Annotated in this window: 19 protein-coding genes; 15 read left to right on the top strand and 4 right to left on the bottom strand. The window is 45.5% G+C overall.

Features of this window, described 5'->3' with window-relative positions; translation table 11 throughout:
- Window positions 1-162: 162 nt before the first annotated feature.
- The 3 genes from D9A03_RS05615 to D9A03_RS05605 all read right to left on the bottom strand — a co-directional run bounded on the left by D9A03_RS05615 (window position 163) and on the right by D9A03_RS05605 (window position 3,403).
- The gene (locus D9A03_RS05615) at window positions 163-975 is read right to left on the bottom strand and encodes a flagellin (protein WP_120496213.1); all 813 of its coding nucleotides are present in this window, start codon (window positions 973-975) and stop codon (window positions 163-165) included.
- Between the two features lie 265 nt (window positions 976-1,240).
- Window positions 1,241-2,335 (bottom strand): DegT/DnrJ/EryC1/StrS aminotransferase family protein, encoded by a 1,095-nt coding sequence (locus D9A03_RS05610; RefSeq protein WP_162937986.1) that lies wholly within the window; start codon window positions 2,333-2,335, stop codon window positions 1,241-1,243.
- A gap of 201 nt (window positions 2,336-2,536) precedes the next feature.
- Window positions 2,537-3,403 carry a flagellin gene (locus D9A03_RS05605; RefSeq protein WP_120496211.1) on the bottom strand — a complete coding sequence of 289 codons (867 nt, stop codon included), beginning with the start codon at window positions 3,401-3,403 and terminating at the stop codon, window positions 2,537-2,539.
- A gap of 976 nt (window positions 3,404-4,379) precedes the next feature.
- On the opposite strand from D9A03_RS05605, the gene D9A03_RS05600 reads away from it, so the two are divergent.
- From D9A03_RS05600 to D9A03_RS05530, 15 genes are all read left to right on the top strand, one after another.
- Entirely contained in the window at window positions 4,380-4,817 is a 438-nt protein-coding gene (locus tag D9A03_RS05600; RefSeq protein ID WP_120496210.1) for a flagellar protein FliS, read from the top strand.
- A gap of 18 nt (window positions 4,818-4,835) precedes the next feature.
- Entirely contained in the window at window positions 4,836-6,329 is a 1,494-nt protein-coding gene (locus tag D9A03_RS05595) for a flagellar hook-length control protein FliK (protein ID WP_162937985.1), read from the top strand.
- Between the two features lie 20 nt (window positions 6,330-6,349).
- Entirely contained in the window at window positions 6,350-7,060 is a 711-nt protein-coding gene (locus D9A03_RS05590) for a flagellar hook assembly protein FlgD (RefSeq protein ID WP_120496208.1), read from the top strand.
- A gap of 90 nt (window positions 7,061-7,150) precedes the next feature.
- Window positions 7,151-8,782, top strand: a complete 1,632-nt coding sequence (locus tag D9A03_RS05585; protein WP_120496207.1) for a flagellar hook protein FlgE — start codon at window positions 7,151-7,153, stop codon at window positions 8,780-8,782.
- 201 nt (window positions 8,783-8,983) lie between these two features.
- Window positions 8,984-9,289: a DUF1153 domain-containing protein gene (locus D9A03_RS05580; protein WP_120496206.1), complete on the top strand. Its 306-nt coding sequence runs from the start codon at window positions 8,984-8,986 to the stop codon at window positions 9,287-9,289.
- Window positions 9,290-9,546: 257 nt separating this feature from the next.
- Window positions 9,547-11,313 carry a flagellar basal-body MS-ring/collar protein FliF gene (gene fliF, locus D9A03_RS05575; protein ID WP_120496205.1) on the top strand — a complete coding sequence of 589 codons (1,767 nt, stop codon included), beginning with the start codon at window positions 9,547-9,549 and terminating at the stop codon, window positions 11,311-11,313.
- A 41-nt stretch (window positions 11,314-11,354) separates the two neighbouring features.
- The gene (fliG, locus tag D9A03_RS05570) at window positions 11,355-12,365 is read left to right on the top strand and encodes a flagellar motor switch protein FliG (RefSeq protein ID WP_120496204.1); all 1,011 of its coding nucleotides are present in this window, start codon (window positions 11,355-11,357) and stop codon (window positions 12,363-12,365) included.
- A gap of 12 nt (window positions 12,366-12,377) precedes the next feature.
- On the top strand, window positions 12,378-13,190 hold the full coding sequence (locus D9A03_RS05565) for a FliH/SctL family protein (protein WP_120496203.1): 813 nt from the start codon (window positions 12,378-12,380) through the stop codon (window positions 13,188-13,190).
- A 65-nt stretch (window positions 13,191-13,255) separates the two neighbouring features.
- Window positions 13,256-13,552: a flagellar motor switch protein FliN gene (gene fliN, locus D9A03_RS05560; RefSeq protein ID WP_371682943.1), complete on the top strand. Its 297-nt coding sequence runs from the start codon at window positions 13,256-13,258 to the stop codon at window positions 13,550-13,552.
- Window positions 13,553-13,577: 25 nt separating this feature from the next.
- On the top strand, window positions 13,578-14,417 hold the full coding sequence (locus D9A03_RS05555; RefSeq protein ID WP_120496202.1) for a motility protein A: 840 nt from the start codon (window positions 13,578-13,580) through the stop codon (window positions 14,415-14,417).
- A gap of 39 nt (window positions 14,418-14,456) precedes the next feature.
- On the top strand, window positions 14,457-15,905 hold the full coding sequence (locus D9A03_RS05550; protein WP_120496201.1) for a sigma-54 dependent transcriptional regulator: 1,449 nt from the start codon (window positions 14,457-14,459) through the stop codon (window positions 15,903-15,905).
- A gap of 27 nt (window positions 15,906-15,932) precedes the next feature.
- A complete protein-coding gene (flhA, locus tag D9A03_RS05545) occupies window positions 15,933-18,050 on the top strand; it encodes a flagellar biosynthesis protein FlhA (RefSeq protein ID WP_120496200.1) in 2,118 nt (705 codons plus the stop codon).
- A 57-nt stretch (window positions 18,051-18,107) separates the two neighbouring features.
- Window positions 18,108-19,085, top strand: coding sequence for a GTP-binding protein (locus D9A03_RS05540; RefSeq protein WP_120496199.1), 978 nt, complete (start codon window positions 18,108-18,110; stop codon window positions 19,083-19,085).
- The gene (locus D9A03_RS05535) at window positions 19,085-19,882 is read left to right on the top strand and encodes a MinD/ParA family protein (RefSeq protein ID WP_120496198.1); all 798 of its coding nucleotides are present in this window, start codon (window positions 19,085-19,087) and stop codon (window positions 19,880-19,882) included. Before D9A03_RS05540 ends, D9A03_RS05535 begins: the two co-directional genes overlap by 1 nt.
- Window positions 19,875-21,344, top strand: a complete 1,470-nt coding sequence (locus tag D9A03_RS05530; RefSeq protein ID WP_120496197.1) for a hypothetical protein — start codon at window positions 19,875-19,877, stop codon at window positions 21,342-21,344. Before D9A03_RS05535 ends, D9A03_RS05530 begins: the two co-directional genes overlap by 8 nt.
- 88 nt (window positions 21,345-21,432) lie before the next feature.
- Here D9A03_RS05530 and D9A03_RS05525 read toward each other — a convergent pair whose 3' ends face one another.
- Entirely contained in the window at window positions 21,433-23,865 is a 2,433-nt protein-coding gene (locus tag D9A03_RS05525; RefSeq protein ID WP_120496196.1) for an FAD-dependent oxidoreductase, read from the bottom strand.
- Between the last annotated feature and the right edge of the window lie 70 nt (window positions 23,866-23,935).

The raw sequence follows: 23,935 nt of genomic DNA, 5'->3' as shown, positions 1-23,935 counted from the left end.
TCCATTGAAAACATAACTGAATATATTTCCAACCACCTACTAAATTCTAAAGACAAAATATTAAAATTTAATTAATAAATGCAATTGTCATAACGAGCAGCACTTAAAAATAAAAAGGCCGTGGATACCGAAATACCCACGGCTTTCGACTATTATACGAGTTTACTGAAGGACTCTCAATAGTGTTTGTGGTATCTGATTAGCCTGAGACAAGGCAGAAACTGCCGCCTGGGTCAGAACATTCGCAGTCACCAGCTTACTTTGCTCAGCCGCCAGATCGACGTCTTTAAGCTTTGAATTGGCAGCTTCAATGTTTTCGATAGATGTTGCAACCTGTTGACCGCGTGTTTCAAATCGGGAGATCAACGCACCAACAGTAGCACGACCAGTTGCAATCGTGTTAATACGAGCCGTAACATTCGTAAAGGCCGTTCCTGCAAGAGCAGCCGATGAAACACTACCAGTCACCGCAGCAACGTCTACGGTGGATAAATCAGCAGCAATATTATTTACGACACCAGCTGCACCAAGACCAACGAAGAAGTTTTCATTGTAAGTACCATCAATCAAAGCGTCGCCATTAAAGGTCGTTGTTGTCTCAATTCCAAGAATCTCTTGGTCAAGAGCCAAAAACTCAGCATTAATGTAAGCACGCTCAGTATCTGTCACAGAACCGGACAAGGACTGTGAAGCCAGTGCTTTCATACGCTGAAGCACATCACTCACACGCGCAAGTCCACCATCAGCAACCTGAAGGATCGAAGCCGCCTGCGAGGCGTTTGTAGCCGCCTGCTTAAGCGCAGTAACATCACCAGTCAACTTGGTACTGATCGCAAGACCAGCCGCATCATCTGATGCACGCACGATTCTGGAACCAGAAGCAAGTTTAGCTACTGATTTCGATGCATCCGTTGAGTTATTGTTGAGAAAACGTATTGCAGAGTTTGCTGCAGTATTTGTACCAACTACGGGCATAATATAATTCCTTCTACTTGAAGTATGCTGAGCTAAACCCCTCCTGGGTAAAGCCACTTTATAAGGCCGCCTTCTTGGCAACCCACCATTCCATTCCTTCCTGGATCAGAACAGCTCCATTGAAAACATAACTGAATATATTTCCAATTTCGTGTCAAATCTTGTAATCAGAATGTTAAAATTTCGTTAACAAATGCAAATTCCATTGATAAACATTCGCCAGAATTTCACCTATCAAATTGATTAAAAAGAATATTCTGAGCTACTATATCGAACAAATCCCATTAGCAACCAATGAAATCTCCCTTTCAGTCAAACTGGTACTGAACGGCAAAGCAACAACATTGTCATAAAACATGTCAGCCACAGGGAAAAAAGCAGATGGACTGACAGTATTAAACAATCGATTTCTATGCAATGCATCTTCCCACCAAATAGAGGCACCAATGCCCCTCATCCTTAATGCTTCAACAACTGCATGAGCTTTTTTATTATCAAATACTAGGTTAAGCGTAGAGCTTATTTTTGTATCCTCGCCTGGTAAGTAGGAAATATTTTCGCAGAAAGCAAAATGGGCAAAATATTCTGCTCTTATCTTTAAATGCCGCAGTTTCATTTCTTCAATGCGGTCAAATTGCGCTAGTCCAACAGCTGCGTGATATTCACTCTGTTTATAATTCCCGCCATAAGACAAAGCAACTCGACCATCAACAAAACCGAACTGACTAAATTGACGCGCTTTTTGAATAACACTCTCGTTTTTAGAAATAATCACCCCGCCCTCACCAATTCCAAAGGCCTTGGTTGCATGAAGACTAACGATGGCAGGACTATCACCAGGCTCTAGAGAATAAAAAGAAGCCGCAGCATCTATAACCACAGGAATTTCTGTTTTTGCTGACAAAGCATCCCAATCAGCGACTTTTACTGCATTGCCAAAAGGAATCACCGGCATGATGACATCAGGTTTAATATTTGAGGGATTAGCCAAATATGCAGAAACTATTTGTGGAGTTAAAGATCCTGTTACAGGGTCAACATCACAAAACAAGACATCCATTCCCGCCTCGACAATCGCTTGAGCGGATGCCACAAACGTCCAAGCTGGTAACAAACAGGTACGGCTTTTTTCTATGGTGGGTGTTTTAAAACCAGAAGTTACAGCCTTAAGAGCAATCGACAAACCTGCTGTGGCACTTGAAACTGTCGTAATGTTTTCATTGTGAGTATTAAAATGATTAGCTAGACGATCTTCAAAGGCACATAATCTTGGGCCAAAGTTCGTATACCACTTATCCTTATCGACCATCTCCAGGTAAGGCAACAAATCTTGGGCAGATGGCATATCCGGGGTTAACAACGGTATCAAGACGCTTCCCATAAGCTAATATTAGTTTGTGCAGCAATAATATATTTAATACACAAAGCAAAAAAATCCAAGGAAACCAGAGATACGGCCCCAAAAACTATCAATAGATCAAAATACGAATATTTCCTCACACATATTCGGGCGCCCATCCTGGGCGCCCGAAGAGCTATGTGAAAGTTAATAAGTCTGAAATTATTGTAACAGCGACAACAATGTCTGAGGCAATTGGTTTGCCTGAGAGAGCGCAGAAACCGAAGCCTGAACAAGCACCTGTGATGATACAAGTCGTGATTGCTCTGCAGCCAAATCGACATCCATCACAGATGAAAGCGCAGCATCAATGTTTTCTTTTGAAGTAGCAACTTGTTGCTGCCTGAATTCAAATCTGGAAACAATTGAACCAATATTAGCCCGTGCCTCTGATATCTCATTAATGGCTAAATCAACAGAGGCCATAGCAGTCGCAGCAGCAGCAGAAGTCGTCACTGTAGTCGTTCCCAAAGCCGTACCACCCGTGGCTAAAGCTCCTGCTGTAAAATTATTCGCAGTGGCACTTAATGTTGAAATATTAACAGCAATGATATCAGCAGTTGTAACACCAACAAAGAAGTTAACTGGCCCAGCACCAAACTGCGTACCAGTACCATCAAGTAGTGATTCACCATTAAATCGTGTACTTGATGCAATTCCATTAATTTCCTGAAGCAACTGGGCGTACTCAGCATTAATAAAGCCGCGCTCAGTATTCGTCGGCACACCGGAAAGAGAAGCAGCAGCCAAAGCTTTCAATCGTTGCAAAACATCTGATATACGAGCAAGACCGCCATCACCCACCTGCATAACAGATGCGCCTTGTGCAGAGTTGATAGAAGCTTGCTGTAACACATTACTGTCAGCACGCAATCGGGTACCAATTGCAAGCCCGGCGGCATCATCCGATGCATTAACGATACGCGAGCCTGATGCAAGTTTGGAGATCGAGCTTCCAGACCTTGTAGAGTTTAAATTCAAAAACCGCAGCGCAGAATTTGCGGCTGTATTTGTTGTTACTGTAGGCATGTTCTTTCCTTTCACATTTAGCTCAACGGAAGGCTGCTTGCCATTCCACCGCCATAGACGGCATACGTTGAATTCGAGTAGGAAAAAGCAAAAGGTGTGCCAATTTTATTTTTAATTTAATATCAATGCTTTAATTAAATTTTCTAAATATTAAACAGACGTGAATTAACCTTACTTACCTACCAACGTGTCGTTTTCTGCCCTCTTTGTATGGAAAACGATTCCTAGTTAAGAGGGTTTTTAAGGAAAAAAATACTTACCTATAGTCTCCAGCCTTTGTTTAACAGTCACACTTCCCCGATACGTTCTCTTGAAGGTTTTGGCTCTTGAAGATTTTGAAAGTGAAGCTGAACAATGAAGAGGAAAGAGTCACTTTTCAGGCGCAATATTTCCCAACTCTCCAGATATGATAAGCTTTCATCCGACACGGCAACAAAACAATAAAACGACGACAAACAGCGTTTAAAACGCTTCCTTAAGCCAACCCAAATACACACAAATAAAAGCCGTATATACTATAAAGGCGGGAAAGCGTCGCAATCTTTCACGACTTGCCAACATATTACCGACACCAAATTGATAACTAATTACACTACATCAGAAACACTATCTAATCGAAACTTAATCAATGCGTGCTGAGACAAAATTCAGTAATGAATTACAACAGCAGATTAATTGTCAACACTCTGGGATCATAGCTTCATTTACCGTATAGCAAAAGTGTGCTTGCACTTCACCTACCTCCATTTTTTTATAGTAATGGACATTCTTCAATCACGAACAATTTCATAATACTTTGCGTACTCGGCATCTTTTATCCTTTTCCTATCATTTATACCCGGCATTCTTTTCCGACTACCTGTTCTACACAAATTTTATCCTTTAAAATCAAAGCGCATAGAAAAATAAAAAAACTGGCCCGCACTTTGCATTAATGACCGTGAGTTTTTGTATTTCAAGATAGATTGGACGCAAAATGCATTGGCAAGCAGACACAACAGCAACACCATTAGACTCTTTAGATACGTCTCCGGGTGAAGTTTTGATGCTCATCAACCAGGTTATCAATGCCTTGGGAGAAGCCAAAGATGCTGTGACCACTCTTGAGATCGAAAAGCGTTTCAATGCAACAATGAAGGCTTCTGCCTTGTTAGATGCCATAGAAGAAGAGATGAAAGCAGATATCTCAGAAAGCGTTCACAATTCTTTTATGCAAACACACTTAAGTCTGGTTGCAAATATTACTCGCACCAATGTCAAGAACGATCTTGAATCAGCCAAGGAATCAGTTGCTCTTATGATGAGCTTTCGACAGATCTGGGTAACACTTCACCCTTCCCTCGAAGAAGAGTGCTTCGCCTGGCCACTATCATCGACTCAGAACCACCAGCGTTCTGGTCTCCACCTGGCTTAAAGATTCAGGGATAGAATGATGAATAATTATAATATCGACATAACAAGAACGGCTTCGCAACAATCAACCGCAAAAAGCAAACCAACAGCTTCAAATACCAGTCAGGTTTTTGCTGAATACTTGAACTCTGTCGGTTCTGGTGGAAAGTCAGCCCCGGCCAACCCTTCTTTGACAAGGGACACTTCGTTGCTAGGAAAGATTTTCAACAAAACACCTTGGCCTGATGAGCGTGAAATCAGCTTTAGTACCCCAAAAGAAAAATTCGAGCCCCCTCGCGTTGACGATAAAGAGACAAGCACCAAATCAACAAACTCGACAAAAGATGAAGAAACAAGGGTGTCCAAAGAGGTAACCAGCGAGCAAAAGGATTCTGAGGCATCATCAAAGGGAAAAGACACACCAACAGAGACATCATCAGATGCCCGCAATAGTGATGATACAAGAGAGCATAAAGAAGCTGGCGCGCGAGAAACCCCTGAGGAAAACAATCCTGAGGTTGCTGCTGTCGTTGTTGAGCCCACAACTCAACAAACAGCCCCCCAATCAACCGCTCAGCTAAAGCAGCCCACAGCAACCCCATCTGCCAATCAAAATGGCGCGCCTATCGCAATGCAACAGAGCGCAAAACCTGAGAATATTGATCCGGGTACAAACAAAGCTGGTGTTGCCAATATAAAAGTGACGCAGGCTGATGTAACTTCCAGGCCCATAAACAATCTAACTGCCTCAACATCCGTCAATGCTCAGAGTAGTCAAGACATAAACGCAGCTTCGGCAAATGCAAGCGCACAGGATAAAGCAAAAGGCTTGGCAACAGCTTCGGCCGCCCAATCTGTGAATGGAAAAACAACGACCCCGGGTCAAGTTGCTCAGGCTGTTCTCGCAAATAATCCGAGTCAAAACGGAAACAATGCAAACGGCCAATCTCAAAATAGTAACAACATGATGAAACTAGATCTTGGTCAGGCAACAAATTCAAAAGCCCAAGTTCAAACCGCTGGGGTTAATTTTGCCGATACATTAGCAGCGACCAGTCGTACATCAAAGCCAACGCCAACGGCACCGATGCAAAGCACGCTTAGATCAATGAATGTAACACCAGCAGATCAACTTTCGATACATATCAAAAAAGCTATTGGCGATAACAAGGACAGTATTTCGATTAAACTGCACCCGTCTGAACTTGGTCGCGTCGACGTAAAACTCGAAATTGTAGATGGAAATACAATGAAAGCAATGATCACGGCCGAGCGCCCAGATACGCTTGATATGCTTCAAAGAGATTCGCGCATGCTCGAAAAGGCTTTGCAAGAGGCAGGTCTTAAAACAGACGGACAAAGTCTGAGCTTTAGCCTCAAACAAGACGGTAGCGAACAGGGCGCAAAATCAGATCAAGGTTCAGAGTTAGCTGGTTCAGATAGTTCATTGAGCAAAGAAGACGACGAAGTAGCTGAGGCGACCGAAACAGTTAAACAATCGTCACACGATGGCGATCTGGACATTAGCATCTAAGGGAATAGCAGGAGACTAAAATGGATACTGCAGCGGCACAAACGCCACCCCCTGTAAACGGAGTAACCTATAAAGATACTAACGGGGCAGGGTCATTAACTGGTGGACAATCAATCAATGACACCTTTGACATGTTCTTGAAGCTGTTAACGACTCAGCTTAAAAATCAAGATCCATTGGAGCCGACTGATAACACTGAATTTGTTAACCAATTGACACAGTTCACTCAAACTGAAGCAGGTTTGAATACAAACAAGAAGTTAGACAGTTTAATCGCTCTTCAGAGCAATACACAATTGACCTCTGCACTTGATTACGTTGGCAAGGAAGTCAAAGCAGACAGTATCGTTCTTAGCCTAGGTGATTCAGGCGCAGATGCCATTTATGGACTAACAGCAAACTCAGCCAAAACAGAGATTAAAATTCTCGACTCTAATGGTAAGACAATCAGAACTCTTCAAGGGCAAACGACTGCTGGCCAGCATAAGGTTCATTGGGACGGTAAAGATGATAATGGCAATGAAATGAAAAAAGGTGTCTATGCCTTTAGCGTCGTCGCCAAAGATTCTAAAGACAAAGTAGTCCAAACAGCCCAAGGCATCCAAGGCACTGTGACCGGTGTCCAGATGAGCAATGGCAATGTAATTTTGAACATCGGTGAAATCGAAGCGCCTCTGAACAGTGTTCAAGCCGTCGTCCAGAAACAATCCACTACAGGAGCAAGTTCTTAAGATGAATATGAGTACTTACATAGATTTATTTTATCGAACCAAGAGCTTGCTCTGCCTTACAGCAACTTTAATCACTAGGGAGATTGGATCATGAGTATTTATGGTGCCCTTTATTCTGGCGTATCCGGGCTCTCGGCTCAAAGTAATGCTATGGGCATGATTTCGGATAATATCGCTAACGTTAATACAACAGGTTACAAAGGTGTGAGCGCACGCTTTTCTACACTGGTTGCACAATCCGCGAGCGAAACACTTTATGCGCCCGGGGGTGTTCGTTCCGCTCCGTTGAGAAATATTGATAAACAAGGGCAGTTGCAAGGAACAGCATCGGCCACAGATCTTGCTGTTGCCGGTAAAGGTTTCTTTGTGGTAGCTGATCGAGCTGGCAATACAACTGGTACTCAGTACCTCTTTACGCGAGCAGGCTCTTTCAGACCGAATGCGTCAGGTGACCTCGTGAATGCTGGCGGGTATTATTTACAGGGTTGGCCGATAACTCCGGGTAGCTCTACACCGACAAGTGGCAGCACTTTTACAGGGCTCGAAACAATTAATGTTGCAAACCTGAACGGTACTGCACGTGCAACAACAAATCTGGAACTGGCTTTGAACTTACCTTCAACAGTCCTGCCGTCAGCACAGACGAGCGATGTTGTCATGGAAGTAAACCTCAACAGCGCTGCAGCTGCAGGTACAACACATGATGTTGTCACCACAGTAAATGATCCAACAGGAGTTGCACAGTCTGTAACTTATCGCTGGACAAGGCTTGCTGCGCCAAACCAATGGACTTTTGAAGCATTGGCCCCAGCAGGTGGATCTGTCAATAATGGAGGTCCTACAAATGTTACTTTTGACCCTGCAACAGGTCGCCCGACTTCTGGATTCCCGCCTCCAGACCCACTCTATTCGTGGAACAACGGCTCGACCAGCACCATTGATGTTGGAAGCTATGGCAATGGTATTACTGAAACCGCTGCTGCCTCTGCATCAACAGCAACGCAGTATAACGATCAGTATTTGGCGACAGTTCAAGTTTACGATGATCTGGGCAATACGCACGACATGCAACTGGCATTCACCAAAACAGCAGCAAACGATTGGTCTATGACGGTCCTCAATCCGACCTTGAACGGCACCACCAGCGGTATTGTTGCAAACTTGCCAAGAACCATTCAGTTCTCTGGTGGTGTCCCAAGCCTGATCAACATGCCTCCGATTACCATTGATTGGTCCGTTGGTTCGACAGGAGCAACAAACAGCACCATTGCTTTAGATGCAGGTACCGTTGGTTCTCCGGACGGGATCATCCAGTTCTCTGGTAACTTTATCCTCAACTCTGCCGAACAAGATGGGGTAACCTTTGGTAACTTCAGGGGTGTGTCTGTGAGCGAAGAAGGCGTTGTCACCGCCCTTTTTGATAACGGAGAACAACTCGACATTGCCCAAATCCCCCTTGGTATGTTCCCAAATCCCAATGGCCTAGAAGGACGAACAGGCAATGCATACAGTGCAACAGCAAATTCAGGTAATTTCCTGTTAAATCGCCCTAAAATAGGTGGTGCAGGCCTGATTGCCTCTTCCTCCCTCGAAGCGTCGAACGTCGATCTTGCCGAGGAATTCACAAAAATGATTGTGACTCAGCAGGCATATTCAGCAAGCTCGAAAATTATCACAACAGCCGATGAAATGCTTGATGAGCTGATCAGGATTGCCCGATAGACAAAATAAAAAAAGAAAGCAAAAAAACAGCCACCCAAAATCGGGTGGCTGTTTTTTTTGCCTTTAAAAGGCTGTTTAAAAAGACAATTTGAATAATACATAAAATTTAAGATAAATTGTCTAAATTATTGATATTAATAGTTTTTCAATATCCATACGCTATAAACGAGTTTCATATTTGAATAGCTGGAGCAAAAAACAATGCCGTCTCGCAATTTAAGCCGGCGGACGAGTGATGCGGATATTAATACACATCCTCTTTCTCTTGATGATCTACCCCCCCCAGAAACCAAAAGGTGGGTTATACGAAGAAAAGCCCAGGTTGTCGCCGGAGTCAGAAATGGTGTCATCAGTCTGGACGATGCCTGCAAGCGTTACAAACTGTCTCTGGAAGAGTTTCTTTCCTGGCAACGTTTAATTGATAATCATGGCTTACGGGGCTTAAGGACGACTCATCTACAAAAATATCGCATTGAAACCGAACATAAAGAGACATCAAAACATTAAAGGAAATCTATATTTATTTTGTGTACTTTCCATCTTTCTTACGAGTAAAATACATTTATTAATCGAGCTTATTGTTTAAAAAAACGATAAGCTCTTGACTTATATAAATAAAATTTGATTCAATCTGCTGGGCAATTTTTTCCCATTACTAGGCAATTTTTTCCTTTGTTAACGTCCTATTTACTGAATAGCGGTAGATTAACGTTAACAGATTTAACTGTCGGTAAGTAAATAGCAATAACTCGGATCGTGCGGTAGTGAATACATTCGTTGATACATTAAAGAACCTGGGGCCTGTACGTCTTGGCATAATGGCCGGTGTTGCAGCAGCTATTATTGCCTTTTTCATATACCTGACTGGTCGTGTAGCCACACCGGAAATGGCACTGTTATACGCTGACCTGGATACACAGGATGGCGGCCAGATCGTGAGTGAGTTGGAACAGCTTCAGGTTCCTTATAAACTATCGCCATCTGGTGATGCTGTTTACGTACCCAGCAACAAAGTTGGCGCCATGCGTGTTGCAATGGCAGAGAAAGGCCTGCCATCCGGAGGCTCCATTGGCTATGAAATATTTGACCAGTCAGAAGCTTTAGGCACAACCAGCTTTGTGCAAAACATTAATCATTTAAGGGCACTCGAAGGAGAACTATCCCGTACAGTTAAATCAATAAACCGTGTCAAACAGGCTCGTGTTCATCTGGTTTTACCGCAACGAGAACTCTTTAGCAGAGACAAACAATCTCCTTCCGCTTCAGTTGTAGTAACGACACAGGGCAATAATACGCTTGATCGCCAACAAATTCTTTCCATACAACACCTAATCTCAGCTGCTGTCCCCGGTATGAAGCCAATAAACGTATCCATTATCGATGATAAAGGAAACCTTCTGGCTCGTGGCGGAGAAGAAGGTGATTTGGACCAACTGACAAGCACAGCAGATGAACGCCGGGTTGCTTACGAAACACGCCTTATGCGTACTGTCGAAGAATTACTGGAAAGATATGTCGGACGAGGTAACGCGCAAGTTCAGATTTCTGCAGAGATGGACTTTGACAGAGTCACAGAAAACTCAGAGACATTCGACCCCGACGGTCAGGTTGTTCTCTCGACACAAACAGTAGAAGAAAGTGCCAATGAAGCTGATAATGCCGGAAATGAAGGCATTACGGTAGGCAACAATCTACCTGATGCGAACCTGGGTCAGCTCGGTGGTGCTTCCGGCAACCAAAGTAATAGCTCGCGTCTGGAAGAAACTGTGAACTTCGAAAACTCCAAAATCATCAAAACACGCGTTCGGGAAACAGGTGCAGTAAGACGCTTGTCTGTAGCAGTCATCATCAATGATATTACAGAAGTCAACGAAGAAGGCGTCAGGACCTTTACCAGTAGAAGTGAGGAAGACCTTGCCCAATTGGGTGCGATCGTCAGATCTGCTGTAGGTTTTGATGAAAACCGTGGTGATACCGTTGAAATTGCCAACTTCCGTTTTGCAGAGCTTGACCCCTTACTCCTTCCTGAAGAGGGTGTTCTTGGAATGGATAAAGGAGACATGATGCGCTTTGCTGAACTCTTTATCCTCGGTGTTGTCGCAATCCTTATTCTTCTCCTTGTTGTACGTCCTCTTGTTACCCGCGTTATTGATGGCGATTTCACTCCGGTTGGAGATAGCGATGGCACAGGCACAATCACAATCCCTGGTCCCGACGGACGCCCCATGGTAATGGCAGTCCCCGCCGGAGCGACTGGAGCCCCCGGCTCCCCGATGATTCCGGGCATGCCAGCACAAATTGGCGCTGATGGAACACCTCTCCTCACATCAACGGCCGGCGGAACCGACGAAGCAGGGCTTCCGACAGAAGCAGGGGGTGTGAACAATGAGATCGAACAGATGATTGACATGAACAAGGTTGAGGGGCGCGTACGTGCCTCTTCCTTGAATAAAATCGGTGAAATCGTCGAAAAGCATCCTGAAGAAGCCGTCCAGATTTTACGCGGATGGCTTTATCAGGAAGGCAAATAGAATCTTACCAGTCCAAATGATCATAGATAAGAGCAACGAGTATGCGTGACGATTACAGAACGATGACGGGTCCCGAGAAGGCAGCCCTTCTGGTAATGGCACTGGGTGAATCACAAACGGCTCAACTATTTTCCATTATGGAAGATGATGAAATCCGTGAACTTTCCCAAATAATGGCGACACTTGGTACTGTAAGTGCCCAGTTAATCGAACGCTTGCTCGTTGAGTTTGCAGATCAAATATCAACAACAGGCACAATTGTTGGTAGCTACGATAGTACAGAACGCTTGTTGATGAAGGTCTTGGACAAAGACCGTGTCGACACCATCATGGAAGAGATTCGTGGCCCAGCGGGTCGTACCATGTGGGAGAAACTTGCGAATGTTAATGAAAATGTTCTCGCAAACTATCTAAAGAATGAATACCCGCAAACAGTTGCTGTTATCTTGTCCAAAGTCAAACCGGAACATGCCTCCCGTGTCCTGGGTCTTTTGCCAGAACCCTTTGCGATGGAAGTAGTCATGCGTATGCTCCGCATGGAAGCCGTACAAAAAGACGTCCTAGATGATGTTGAAAGGACATTGCGTAACGAGTTCATGTCAAACTTGGCACGTACCAATAGACGCGATTCTCACGAGATGATGGCCGATATTTTCAACTTCCTTGACCGGAATGTTGAAAGCCGTTTCATGAATGCACTGGAAGAACGCAACAAAGATTCAGCCGAACGAATAAAAGCTTTGATGTTCACCTTCGAAGATCTGGGCAACCTGGACCCAGGTGGTGTTCAGACTCTGTTAAGTGCTGCTGAAAAAGACAAACTGTCTATCGCACTGAAAGGGTCTTCAGAAACCCTCAGAGAACTGTTTTTCACAAACATGTCCGAGCGCGCTGCCAAAATTATGAAAGAAGATATGCAAGCAATGGGACCAATTCGTCTTAAAGATGTCGACGAAGCTCAGATGTACATGGTCACCATCGCCAAAGACCTCGCGGAAAAAGGTGAAATCGTTATGGCCGATTCAAAAGGCGAAGACGAGTTGGTGTATTAGGAGCAATAGGTAGTGGCGAGTTCTACACAAAAATTCCTTTTTGACACCTCTTTTGAAGGTCGGGGAGATTCTGGGAAAAGCCAAGAAAGCAAAGTTTCCTCTGACAGTTTTTCTGACTTCATGGGCAACTCTGCGCCAGCTCAACCGATACCAGAAGAAGTTGTTGAACCGGAAGCAGTACCTTTACCTGAAGGCGCCGTCTCACTTGAAGATTTGGAAGCTGAAAAACAAGCAGCCTATGCCGAAGGTTTTGCTGCGGGGCAAATAGATGCACAAAACCATGCAACCGAAACGGCCGAAGCACTACTAGCACAATCTATTAACCAGATGTCACAGCAACTGCAGACATTACAAACAACCCAACAATCTCAGGTACAAGAATTACAAAATGTCTCAATGGAAGTGGCATTAACGGCTGTAAAAAAGTTGTTTCCAAGTCTGGTGAATAATACTTCCCTAGATGAAATCATTCTTGTTTTCCGAGAATGTCTTGATCGCTTGCCGCAAGAACCGCGACTGGTCATCCGTGTTTCAGACCGAACACTGGATGATGTACAGAAAAAACTGGAAGAAGTTGCAAAACAAAGCGGTTTTAACGGCAACCTTGTATTCCTGTCAGAACCGGGAATGCCCGCTGGCGACGTTCGCGTGGAATGGGCCGAAGGCGGTGCAGAAAGAACCGCAACAGAGCTTCTGCAGGAAATTGAAACAATCATCAACCGAACAATAACGAATTTCTCACTGCCCGGAGCTGCCGGGAAAACCAGTACAACGCCAGATACAAATAATTTGGCAGATGTACCAACCGATGAGATGACACAATGAACGAAGAAGACGATACACCTAACGCTGAAGACGATGCATTTCCATCTATGCCTGATATGCCAGAGATGGAAGATGAATCAGCAATGCCGGAGCCAGGAGGGCGTCCACCGACCAATGCAAAAGAACTGGAAGCAGTTTACGACATTCCGGTACAGGTTTCAGCCATTCTTGGGAAAGCCAACATGCAAGTCAGCCAACTTCTGAAGTTAGGCCGTGGTGCTGTTATTGAGTTGGACCGAAAAGTTGGGGAAGCCATTGATATTTATGTGAATAATCGATTGGTCGCACGTGGTGAGGTCGTTGTTGTTGAAAACCGTTTAGGCGTCACAATGACAGAAATCATCAAGATGGATCGCAACTAGAGCTATTTGGGATAAGAGCTGGAAAATGGCAAACACATCTCAAACGCGCGCAACAGAAGGGACACAAGTTCCCAGTCGCCCGCAATCCAGTGCAACTGTTGACTATGCAACACTCGGCGGTGTTGCAGGGGCGTTTTTGATCATAATTACTGCGATGATTCTGGGCGGATCTCCGGGATCATTCTTTAATTTGCCAGCAATTCTGATTGTCATCGGTGGTACTTTTCTCGTGACAACTATCTCATTCACCTTTGATGAGGTAAGCAGGTCACAAAAAACCATGCTACGGGCAGCGTTATATCAAGCAGAAACACCAGGGAATGCAGCCCTCCAAGTCCTTTTCCTTGCGGATCAAGCTCGTCGTAACAGTATCCTGTCACTACAAAAACATCTGAAAGATATTCAAAACAGCGGCTTCTTGCACCGCGCGACAGAGATGCTGGTTGATGGAATTGTCCCTGAACAGCTTGAAGCGGTCCTGGAACAACAGCTTATTGCCACACAAAACAGACATCAACGTTCCGCTAATATCCTCAGAAGAGCAGGGGAAGTAGCTCCGGCAATGGGTTTGATAGGAACACTTGTTGGTCTGGTACAGATGTTAAGTAACCTCGAAGATCCAAGTACAATTGGCCCGAGTATGGCTGTGGCTCTTCTTACAACTTTCTATGGAGCCATCTTATCAAATATGGTTTTCCATCCACTGGCCGCGAAGCTGGAAAGAATTTCACAAACCGAGGCCATCGTAAATCAAATCTATACCATTGGGATTTGTTCTGTATGTAAACAGGAAAATCCAAGACGTTTGGAAATAATGTTGAACACTATTCTCTCTCCGGACCAGAGAGTGAATTATTTTGATTAAGACGGTCTCATACGTAACCGTCGACCAGGAGAGTAAGTTATGCGCCTACTAATTGTTGGTTCGCTAGAAGGACATATGATCACTGCCGGCAAAATCGCCTTTGAAAAAGGCGCCAAAGTGGCAACAGTTGATGACGTTGATCAGGCTATGGCCTCTTTACGCACAGGTAATGGCGCTGATTTGTTAATGGTAGATATCGGATTGGATATTGATAAGCTGTGCAAGCATCTGGATGCTGAACGCTTTTCCGTACCTGTCATTGCCTGTGGGATTGGCACACAACCTTCAAGGGCCGGTGATGCAATTAGATCCGGGGCAAAAGAATATATCCCCCTGCCTCCTGATGCTGAATTAATCGCAGCTGTTCTCGCCGCGGTTACAGAAGAAACAACCTCTTTGATCTACAAAGATCCAGCAACGGCTGCAGTCTTGAAACTGGCAGAACAGATTGCCCCATCAGATGCTTCAGTATTGGTCACAGGCGAAAGTGGTACCGGTAAAGAAGTAATGTCACGGTATCTGCATTCAAAATCAAAAAGAGCTAAGAAAAACTTCATTTCAGTCAACTGCGCTGCCATTCCAGAGAATCTTTTGGAATCAGAGCTTTTTGGACATGAGAAAGGGGCATTTACCGGCGCAATATCTCGTCGAATAGGAAAATTCGAAGAGGCAAATGGTGGCACCCTCCTGCTTGACGAAATTTCTGAAATGCATCCGCGCCTACAAGCAAAGCTATTGCGCGCAGTGCAGGAGCGTGAAATTGATCGTGTCGGTGGCAACCAGCCAATTAAGGTTGATATCAGATTGCTTGCAACCTCGAACAGAGATCTGGAAGAGGAAGTAAAAAAAGGAAACTTCCGAGAGGATCTTTATTTCCGCCTCAACGTGGTCACAATAGAGATGCCATCCCTACGAGATCGTCCGCAAGATATTGAAATTCTGGCCGATCATTTCCTCGGAAAATATGCAGAATCAAACGGTGTTGCAAAGCCTGCCATTACACCAGAAGCAATGGCTCAACTCATGCAGCATCATTGGCGTGGCAATGTTCGAGAACTTGAAAACACAATGCACAGAGCAGTGCTTTTATCCCGGGACAATCTTGTTGGTCCGGAAGCCATTATGCTAACTGGCTCCAGCTTTGCCCCAGCCGCGGCTGCACAAACAGTTGTGACACAAGCACCCACGAGTACAGCAGCAGCCCATGCCTATGGCGGATCTCAAACACCTTCTCAGCCAGCGCCACCAAGTGTTGGAGCCTCAAGTACGCCGACGGATGAAAAACTTGTTGGCAGAACGGTAGCAGATGTCGAGAAAGATCTAATTTTGAACACCCTTGAACATTGTTTGGGGAATAGAACACATGCAGCCAATATTCTGGGTATTTCCATAAGAACTCTCCGCAACAAGCTAAAGCTTTATAGCGAAGACGGAACTGAAATCACTAGTCCAGGCAATATCAGTGAACACTTGAGCCCTTCGGTTTGAGTCACTTAAACAGTATCAGAGTACAGTATGTCTGACAGTAGCCCACAACAAGACGGTAATAAACTAGGCCTGCCCCCTGCCGTAACTTCAGCTATTGAAGCGATGAAGCGTGGTGATATTGCCTTGGCCCTTGGCGTTATCGCAATTCTGATTGTGTTAATTTTGCCAATGCCGAGTTGGTTGCTGGACATTTCACTCGCACTCTCTATAACGCTTTCAGTCTTGATCCTTATGACCGCTCTTTTTATTCAAGGGCCACTAGAGTTTGGATCATTTCCGACTGTGTTGCTGATTGCCACCATGTTACGGCTGTCACTTAATCTGGCTTCAACAAGATTAATCCTTGCGGATGGACACCAAGGCACCGCCGCAGCGGGACAGGTTATTCAATCCTTCGGCAACTTTGTCATGGGGGGCAACTTTGTCATCGGGATTATTGTTTTTGGCATCCTTGTAATTGTAAATTTTATTGTCATCACCAAAGGTGCTGGTCGTATCGCAGAGGTTTCAGCCCGTTTTAGCCTGGATGCTATGCCAGGTAAGCAAATGGCAATTGATGCAGATCTGTCGAGTGGCCTTATAGATGAAAGCGAAGCCAGAGAGCGCCGGAAAAGCCTGGAAGATGAAAGTAACTTCTTTGGGGCTATGGATGGTGCCTCCAAGTTTGTTCGCGGCGATGCCATTGCGGGACTTCTTATTACCTTTATCAATGTTGTAGGTGGTATCATTATTGGCGTTGCCCAGCGTGACATGGCTGTTGGAGATGCGGCCACATCATATACTTTGTTAACTGTCGGAGATGGTCTTGTTTCGCAAATCCCAGCAATTGTTGTGTCAACCGCAGCTGGTATTCTTGTTTCCAAAACCACGACAACTGGTTCTGCTGATAAAGCAATCTTTGCACAGCTCGGTGGCTATCCACGTGCCCTTGGTTTGTCATCAGCACTTATGATAGCGCTCGCTGTTGTACCCGGAACACCTTCTTTTCCCTTCCTTCTTCTCGCTGCAGCAACCGGTGGATTGGCCTGGTACAGTGAGCGTAAAGGAACAAAAAATGCTGAACTTGCAGATTTAAAAGAGCTGGAGGCCGCGGAACCTGCCCCAGTGGCAGAAGAACCAATTTCCGCGTCGTTACAAATCGATAACCTTCGGCTTGAACTGGGGTACGCACTGTTGCCTATGATTAATGGGCAAGGTGGTGAAAGGCTAACAGATCAGATAAAAGGGCTGCGTCGTCAGCTAGCTCAGGAGCTCGGATTTGTTTTGCCGTCTGTGCGTATTCAGGACAACCTCCAGCTCGGGGCAAACAGCTACATTATTCGCGTTAAAGAAATCGCAGCCGGCGAAGGGGAATTACGCCCGAACATGTTTCTGATCATGGATCCACGTGGTGACAAGATTCAGCTTGTTGGCGAAGAAACAGTTGAGCCAACCTTTGGTTTGCCGGCTATGTGGGTAGATGAAAGTCAAAAAGAAGAAGCACTGTTCCGTGGCTATACTGTCGTTGATGCCTCAACGGTTATCACCACTCATATTACAGAAGTTGTGAAGGACAATATCTCTGAACTTCTTTCCTATGCCGAGACTCAGAAATTACTCGACGAACTTGGTGAGGAACACCAGAAACTCATTGGCGATCTTATCCCCAATCAAATTTCTGTGGGTGCATTACAGCGCGTATTACAGAACCTTCTTGGAGAACGCATTTCCATCCGCGATCTGCCAACTATTCTGGAAGGTATCTCAGAGGCCTGTGCCTATACACGAAACGCGACCTTTATTACAGAACATGTCCGCTCACGTCTTGCCAGACAGATTTCCAACGATAATCAGAACGAACAGGGCTTTATTCCAATGATCACACTGTCTCCTCAGTGGGAACAAGCTTTCTCTCAGGCGTTGGTCGGTGAAGGTGAAGAAAAGCAGCTTTCAATGCCTCCTACCCAGTTACAGGAATTTATTACTGCTGTTCGCCAAACTTTTGAACGTCACGCCATGATGGGCGAAGCACCTGTTATGTTGAGCAGTCCAGTTATTCGCCCCTATGTTCGTTCTATCGTTGAGCGTTTCCGGCCAACAACCGTTGTGATGTCGCAAAATGAAGTGCATCCAAAAGCAAAAATTAAGACTTTGGGGGTTATCTAGCTCCTATGACCTTTGTAAAACATATCATCAACTTTATCAGGCAGGAGCAGCAGTAACATGCGTTTAAAGCATTATATCGCTGAAAATTTGCCTGACGCCATGGATCAGGTTCGCCTCGATTTGGGTGAAGACGCGATCATTCTCGCTACAGATGAATTAGGCCCCGGCCAAGGCGTTAGAGTTACAGCAGGTTTGGATGATGAACCTGTGAACGACTTCTCAATTAGCGACCCTCAGGACGATGTAGATATTGTCGATGAAATAACAGAGGTGCTTGATTTTCATCGCCTGCCCAGTGAAATGATCGACATGCTTGTAGGGCATGCTATGGGCATTCCAGCGTCTGAATGGCATATTTCACTGGCGGGTGCTCTGGATAACAATTTTCACTTTGGGCAAATCCCCAACCGAGCGTTATCAAAGCCTTTGATGCTCGTCGGCTCTCCAGGGGATGGAAAAACCTCAACCATCGCAAAGCTGTGTGCCAAGGCCAGATTATCAGACATCCCCACCACGGTAATAACAATTGATGCAGAAAAAACCGGTGGCGTAGAACAGATCGCTACTTTCTGTCATCGCCTTCAGATAAATCTGGATATTGCAGAGACGCCAGAAAAACTGGCCGAATGTGTCAAGCAGACAGCATCTGGCCACCTGTTATTAGTTGATACAATGGGCGTGAACCCCTTTGACGATGATGCCCTGAATTATCTGGCAGATTTTGCCCAGATCTCTAATGCAGTATCCACACTGATTATTCCTGCCGGTGGCGATGTTTATGAAACGGCTGATAAAGCTGCCGCATTCAAATCCTTGAACACCAAGTACATAATTCCAACAAAGCTGGATATGACCCGCCGTTTTGGTGGATTGCTTACAGCTGCCCATAGCGCAGAACTTACATTTATGGCTGCTGGTATTTCACCACATATCGCAGACGGATTATCCCCCATAAATCCAGTATCTTTGGCACGGCTATTGCTTCCGACCAGACTGGAATCCCAACAGCACTCTCTTGCAACAGGCACACGCTGATGAACCAAGCTAAAAACCATAATGTTCAATCCCTGCACAACAGATCACTCTGCAAGAACATGATTGCAATAGCATCAGGTAAAGGTGGGGTCGGAAAGACATGGCTATCTATTACCCTGTCACACGCCTTGTCGAGTCTGGGGTGCCGAACTTTGTTATTTGATGGTGACCTCGGACTTGCGAATGTTGATATCCAGCTTGGTTTGGCCCCCAATAAAGACATGGGGGGTGTTCTGACAGGTCGCTACTCGTTAGAAGAAGCCGCAGTACGCTATCCCGACGGAGGTTTTGATATTGTTGCCGGGCGCTCGGGTTCAGGAAATCTGGCGAACCTGCCAGCACCTCGCCTGAATAGCCTGACAACAGGTCTGGCTGCACTATCTGAATCCTATGACCGGATTATTCTGGATCTCGGCGCTGGAGTTGACAGAACCGTTCGCCAGTTAGCATCACAAGCACAGGTATGTCTGGTTATCACTACGGATGAACCAACCTCACTCACAGATGCTTACGCCTTTATCAAGTTGACAAAAATACAGCGCCCGGATGCTGATTTGCGTGTTATAGTCAACATGGCGGAAACAGAACACGATGGACACAAGACTTACAATACCATTCGAAAAGCCTGTGAATCCTTCTTGAAGTTAACACCGCCGCTTGCCGGTATTATTGTTCGAGACAACAAGGTAAAGGAAGCAATTCGCAATCAAACTCCGCTACTTGTAAGGTATCCGTCATCTACTGCGGCAGAGCGTGTAGAACAGATTGCAAGGAATTTGCTAAAAGGGGATGAATAAGGTCCGGCTCCCTCTTGCGACAACACCTACTGCTCCATCGAGTACAGCACAAACAGCACAGGTCAGCACCCTTGCGAATTATCCACCAGCGCTGACAAACCAGAAGATACAAGAAAACTTAAGTGGCACAGTCAAAGGGCAAACATCACAAGGGCAATTACTCGTCCAAACTATATTGGGTGAACTATCTGTTAATACGAATGTTAAACTTCCCGCCGGAACAGAAGTTCTTGTTCAATTCAAAACGCATCGTCCGCCCTTTGAAGTTCTCATTTTCCCCCAAAGCGACAGAACAAAGGGCCAACCCGGATCAATACAGCAAAACCCGACAGATAAACTCAGCCTGAGTCATCAGTTGCAGGCAACACTTGTCAGCAAACCGACAGATGGAACATCTGTCCCCCTTCCCAAAACGCTACAAAACTTACAAGTCGCCGCGCAATTTTCCGTAAAAATGGAAGTCTTGGGTCCTCCCCCAAAAAGCGCAGCTCCGCAAGTTACACCCGGTTTTATACCAGCACCAGCACAGCAGACGAATTTAACGACGCCACCATCAGGTACCCCGCCAGTATCACAGCCAACAACATCACAGCAGTCGATCATACTGAAAGCCACCGTGACAGGAAACACACAGGGAAATCCTGTGGTACAAACGGCCATAGGTACAATTCAACTCGCGATCAAAGCCTCCTTACCAGTGGGGACGCAGATATCTCTCACCCTTCTCTCTTTAGACGATCCAGAGGGTATAAAAGCTGGTGACACATCCCGCCTATCGACGGCATCGTCCCAACCAGGACAGGATTTACGACAAGTACTGCAAAGTGCCCTTACCACTTTAGGACAACAGGGGCAGTTTAATGCGCTGGCAAGTCACCTCCCCCAAAAAGGCCCTGCATTAACATCAGGCATTTTGTTATTTCTTAATGCCTTGAAATCCAATGCCCCCAGAAGCTGGGCCGGAGAGGACACGCTTTCACTGTTACGTGCCGCAGGTCGCCCTGAACTGGCACAACAGTTAAGCAATGAGAGTAGCCTCATAACAACAAGACCAGTAGAAACAGGACAGGGCGAATGGCGGATGACTCAGCTCCCTATTCTTCACGATAATCAGTTACACCAAGCGAACCTTTTTGTTAGAGACAGAGAACATGACACAAAAGGACGCGGCGGTTTGGATCGTGAAGAAGTGACACGTTTCAAACTGGAGGTAGAAATGAGCCGCGATGGCGAAATGCAGTTTGATGGCCTTGTCAAAAAAGGACGTTTTGACCTTGTTATCAGAAGCAGAAACAGTCTACCCAAAACAATGGAAGTCAAAATATCTGACCTGTTCTACGGGGCAAATGAAGCCACAGGCTTTGCCGGAAAGCTGACCTTTGAAGTTTCAGAGGATTGGGAAAAGCTAAGTCAAAGCTCGCAAAAATTAATAGCAGGCTCTCACAACAGTACGATGGCTTAAACTCGTTAGATAACTTTGATAAATATGACTCAGGCATGAAAGGCAATGCCGTACTTCATGCCTGAGCGCTCAAGCTTGGTGCCGAAAGCTATTCTACATCACGAAGCTTTTTGTTTTTCGGATCATAGAGTGGCTCACTGGAAACAATCGCAGGATAACGTTTTCCCAGAATACTGACTTCAAGTTCAGTCCCTTCTACAGCCAAATCAGTTCGAACAAAGCTCAAGGCAATATTCTTTTCGATTGTATGGCCATATCCGCCAGATGAAGATATCCCGACAATTTCATCACCTTTGAAAATTGGTGAACAGTAAGGTGCCTCAGCAATGGTCGTATCAATAATCAAAGGAACAAACCTTTCCTTGATACCGCCTTCAAGATGCTTTTTTAAAGCTTCACGCCCCAGGAACGGGCCTTTATCCAAATCAACAAACCGATCCAAGGACAATTCAAAAGGTGTATATTCATGAATGATATCAACCTTCCAGGAGCGATAACATTTCTCCAGCCGTAATGAATCCATGGCATAGAGGCCGAAATCGGCAACACCATACTCTTCACCCGCCTCCATTACATTATCATATACCTGCCCCAGGAACTCCATGGGGACATGTAATTCCCAACCGAGTTCACCAACATAGTTAACCCGCATGGCCAGAATATCAGGACAATACCCAATTTCCATGCTCTGGGTTGTAAGCCAGGGGAAAGCCGTGTTGGAAAGGTCTGATTTGGTAATTTTGCCAAGCAGATCCCTGGAACGAGGTCCAGCCACAACCAGTGTTCCATAGCGATCAGTGAGGTTTTCAAACTCGACGGAACCATCGCCCGGCATGTTCGAGAGAAGCCAGTCTTCATCATGCCACTCACCCGCACCGGCAGAAATAAGCCAGTAGTGATCTTCCGCCAACCTTGTGATGGTCATTTCCGTCATCACATGACCTTTGCGAGACAGGAAGTATGACAGGGACATACCACCAACCCGTGGCATTTTCCCCGCAATCATGTAATCAAGCCATGCCGTTGCCCCCGGACCGGTAACTTCATATTTTGTGAAGCCGCCAAGGTCTAGAACACCGACACGTTCGCGCACAGCTTTACACTCGAATTTAACGGCATCATTCCAGTTTCGACGCTCATCTAAAAAAGAAACCGTTTGCGCATCAGGACGATCCGTTTGCGGGAACCAAACAGCCCGCTCCCAGCCCCCCCTTGCACCAAAGAAAGCCCCCTTTTGTTTCAGCTTTTCGTATACCGGGGTCATTTTTGCGGGGCGGCCTGCAGGACGCTCTTCGTGAGGAAAAGGAATTGCATATTCGTTCTGATAAACTTCAATCGCCTTTTCAACGACATACTTTTGTGTAGCATAATCGGTATATCGACGTGGATCCAGCATCCACATATCCCATTCAGACTCACCTTCCAAAACTTGCTCGGCAATAATTTTGCCCGCCCCGCCTGATTGAGTAATACCAAAACTAAAGCCACAGCAATGATAGAAATTATCCAGTCCGTAAGCAGGCCCAATATAAGGCAAACCATCTGGTGTGTAGGGAATTGGACCGTTGATAACACGGGAAACACCGCCCTTTTCAAGAACAGGAACACGTGCCATAGCCTGACTTATGTACCATTCAATCCGATCAAGATCGTCACTCCACAATTGCGAAGCAAAATTCTCAGGCAAACCATCCAGCCAATAGGGGGTCGCTTTCCACTCATAGGGACCAAGAATAAGTCCCGCGCGCTCCTGACGAAGATAATAGCTATCATCAGGGTCTCTGAAGAGCGGTAGCTTTTTATCCAACGCTTCCAGTTCAGGTATTGCATCCGTTACCAGAAACTGATGAGAAAGTGTCACGATCGGGACATACTGTCCAACCATTGCAGCAATTTCACCGCCTCGATAGCCACCTGCGTTAATGACCTTTTCACAGGTAACAGACCCCTTTTCACAATCGACGCGCCACTCGCCATTCGGGGTTTGTGTAATGGCTGTCACCCGATTAAAGCGCTGGATTTGTACCCCCAAATCGCGTGCGCCTTTTGCATAGGCCTGTGTTAACTGGCTAGGGTCAATATCCCCATCCAAAGGATCCCACAATCCCCCAACACAATCATGTATTTCCAAATAAGGATAATACTCTTTCATTTCACCAGGCGTCAGGATTTCATAATCCAGCCCCTGTGCCTTTGCCATGGCCTGAACATGTTTAAACTCAAGCATCCGTTCATCACTCTGTGCCAAACGAATGGATCCCGTACGGGTATAGTTCATGGGATAGTCAACTTCGCCCGCAAGCCGATGATACAATTCAACACCATAAGTTTGCATCTTCATGATATTGACACTGCTGGAATAGGTCGGGCAATTTCCAGCGGCATGCCAAGTAGAACCAGACGTCAACTCATCCATTTCGAGCAGCACAACATCACGACATCCCATTTTTGCCAGATGATAGGCCGCACTACAGCCGACAGCACCTCCGCCAATGATGACAACTCTTGCATGATTTTTCATAATTCACGTCCTGTTCTTCTTATCATTTACCTTTGATCATACTTTATTATTGGCTTAATCCAGTTTTCTA

It is taken from the genome of Kiloniella sp. EL199, assembly GCF_900313065.1.
GTDB lineage: Bacteria > Pseudomonadota > Alphaproteobacteria > Kiloniellales > Kiloniellaceae > Kiloniella.
The sequence above is the reverse complement of the archived record's forward strand: the minus strand, read 5'-3'. Positions and strand labels throughout refer to the sequence as shown.

Bases quoted from the DNA above. Each gene is read 5' to 3' on its own strand.
- D9A03_RS05540 (WP_120496199.1), top strand. From the start codon at position 18,108: ATGCGTTTAAAGCATTATATCGCTGAAAATTTGCCTGACGCCATGGAT.
- D9A03_RS05590 (WP_120496208.1), top strand. From the start codon at position 6,350: ATGGATACTGCAGCGGCACAAACGCCACCCCCTGTAAACGGAGTAACC.
- fliN (WP_371682943.1), top strand. From the start codon at position 13,256: ATGGAAGATGAATCAGCAATGCCGGAGCCAGGAGGGCGTCCACCGACC.
- D9A03_RS05535 (WP_120496198.1), top strand. From the start codon at position 19,085: ATGAACCAAGCTAAAAACCATAATGTTCAATCCCTGCACAACAGATCA.
- D9A03_RS05525 (WP_120496196.1), bottom strand. From the start codon at position 23,865: ATGAAAAATCATGCAAGAGTTGTCATCATTGGCGGAGGTGCTGTCGGC.
- D9A03_RS05555 (WP_120496202.1), top strand. From the start codon at position 13,578: ATGGCAAACACATCTCAAACGCGCGCAACAGAAGGGACACAAGTTCCC.
- D9A03_RS05615 (WP_120496213.1), bottom strand. From the start codon at position 975: ATGCCCGTAGTTGGTACAAATACTGCAGCAAACTCTGCAATACGTTTT.
- fliG (WP_120496204.1), top strand. From the start codon at position 11,355: ATGCGTGACGATTACAGAACGATGACGGGTCCCGAGAAGGCAGCCCTT.
- D9A03_RS05580 (WP_120496206.1), top strand. From the start codon at position 8,984: ATGCCGTCTCGCAATTTAAGCCGGCGGACGAGTGATGCGGATATTAAT.
- D9A03_RS05595 (WP_162937985.1), top strand. From the start codon at position 4,836: ATGAATAATTATAATATCGACATAACAAGAACGGCTTCGCAACAATCA.
- D9A03_RS05550 (WP_120496201.1), top strand. From the start codon at position 14,457: ATGCGCCTACTAATTGTTGGTTCGCTAGAAGGACATATGATCACTGCC.
- D9A03_RS05605 (WP_120496211.1), bottom strand. From the start codon at position 3,403: ATGCCTACAGTAACAACAAATACAGCCGCAAATTCTGCGCTGCGGTTT.
- D9A03_RS05585 (WP_120496207.1), top strand. From the start codon at position 7,151: ATGAGTATTTATGGTGCCCTTTATTCTGGCGTATCCGGGCTCTCGGCT.
- D9A03_RS05600 (WP_120496210.1), top strand. From the start codon at position 4,380: ATGCATTGGCAAGCAGACACAACAGCAACACCATTAGACTCTTTAGAT.
- D9A03_RS05530 (WP_120496197.1), top strand. From the start codon at position 19,875: ATGAATAAGGTCCGGCTCCCTCTTGCGACAACACCTACTGCTCCATCG.
- flhA (WP_120496200.1), top strand. From the start codon at position 15,933: ATGTCTGACAGTAGCCCACAACAAGACGGTAATAAACTAGGCCTGCCC.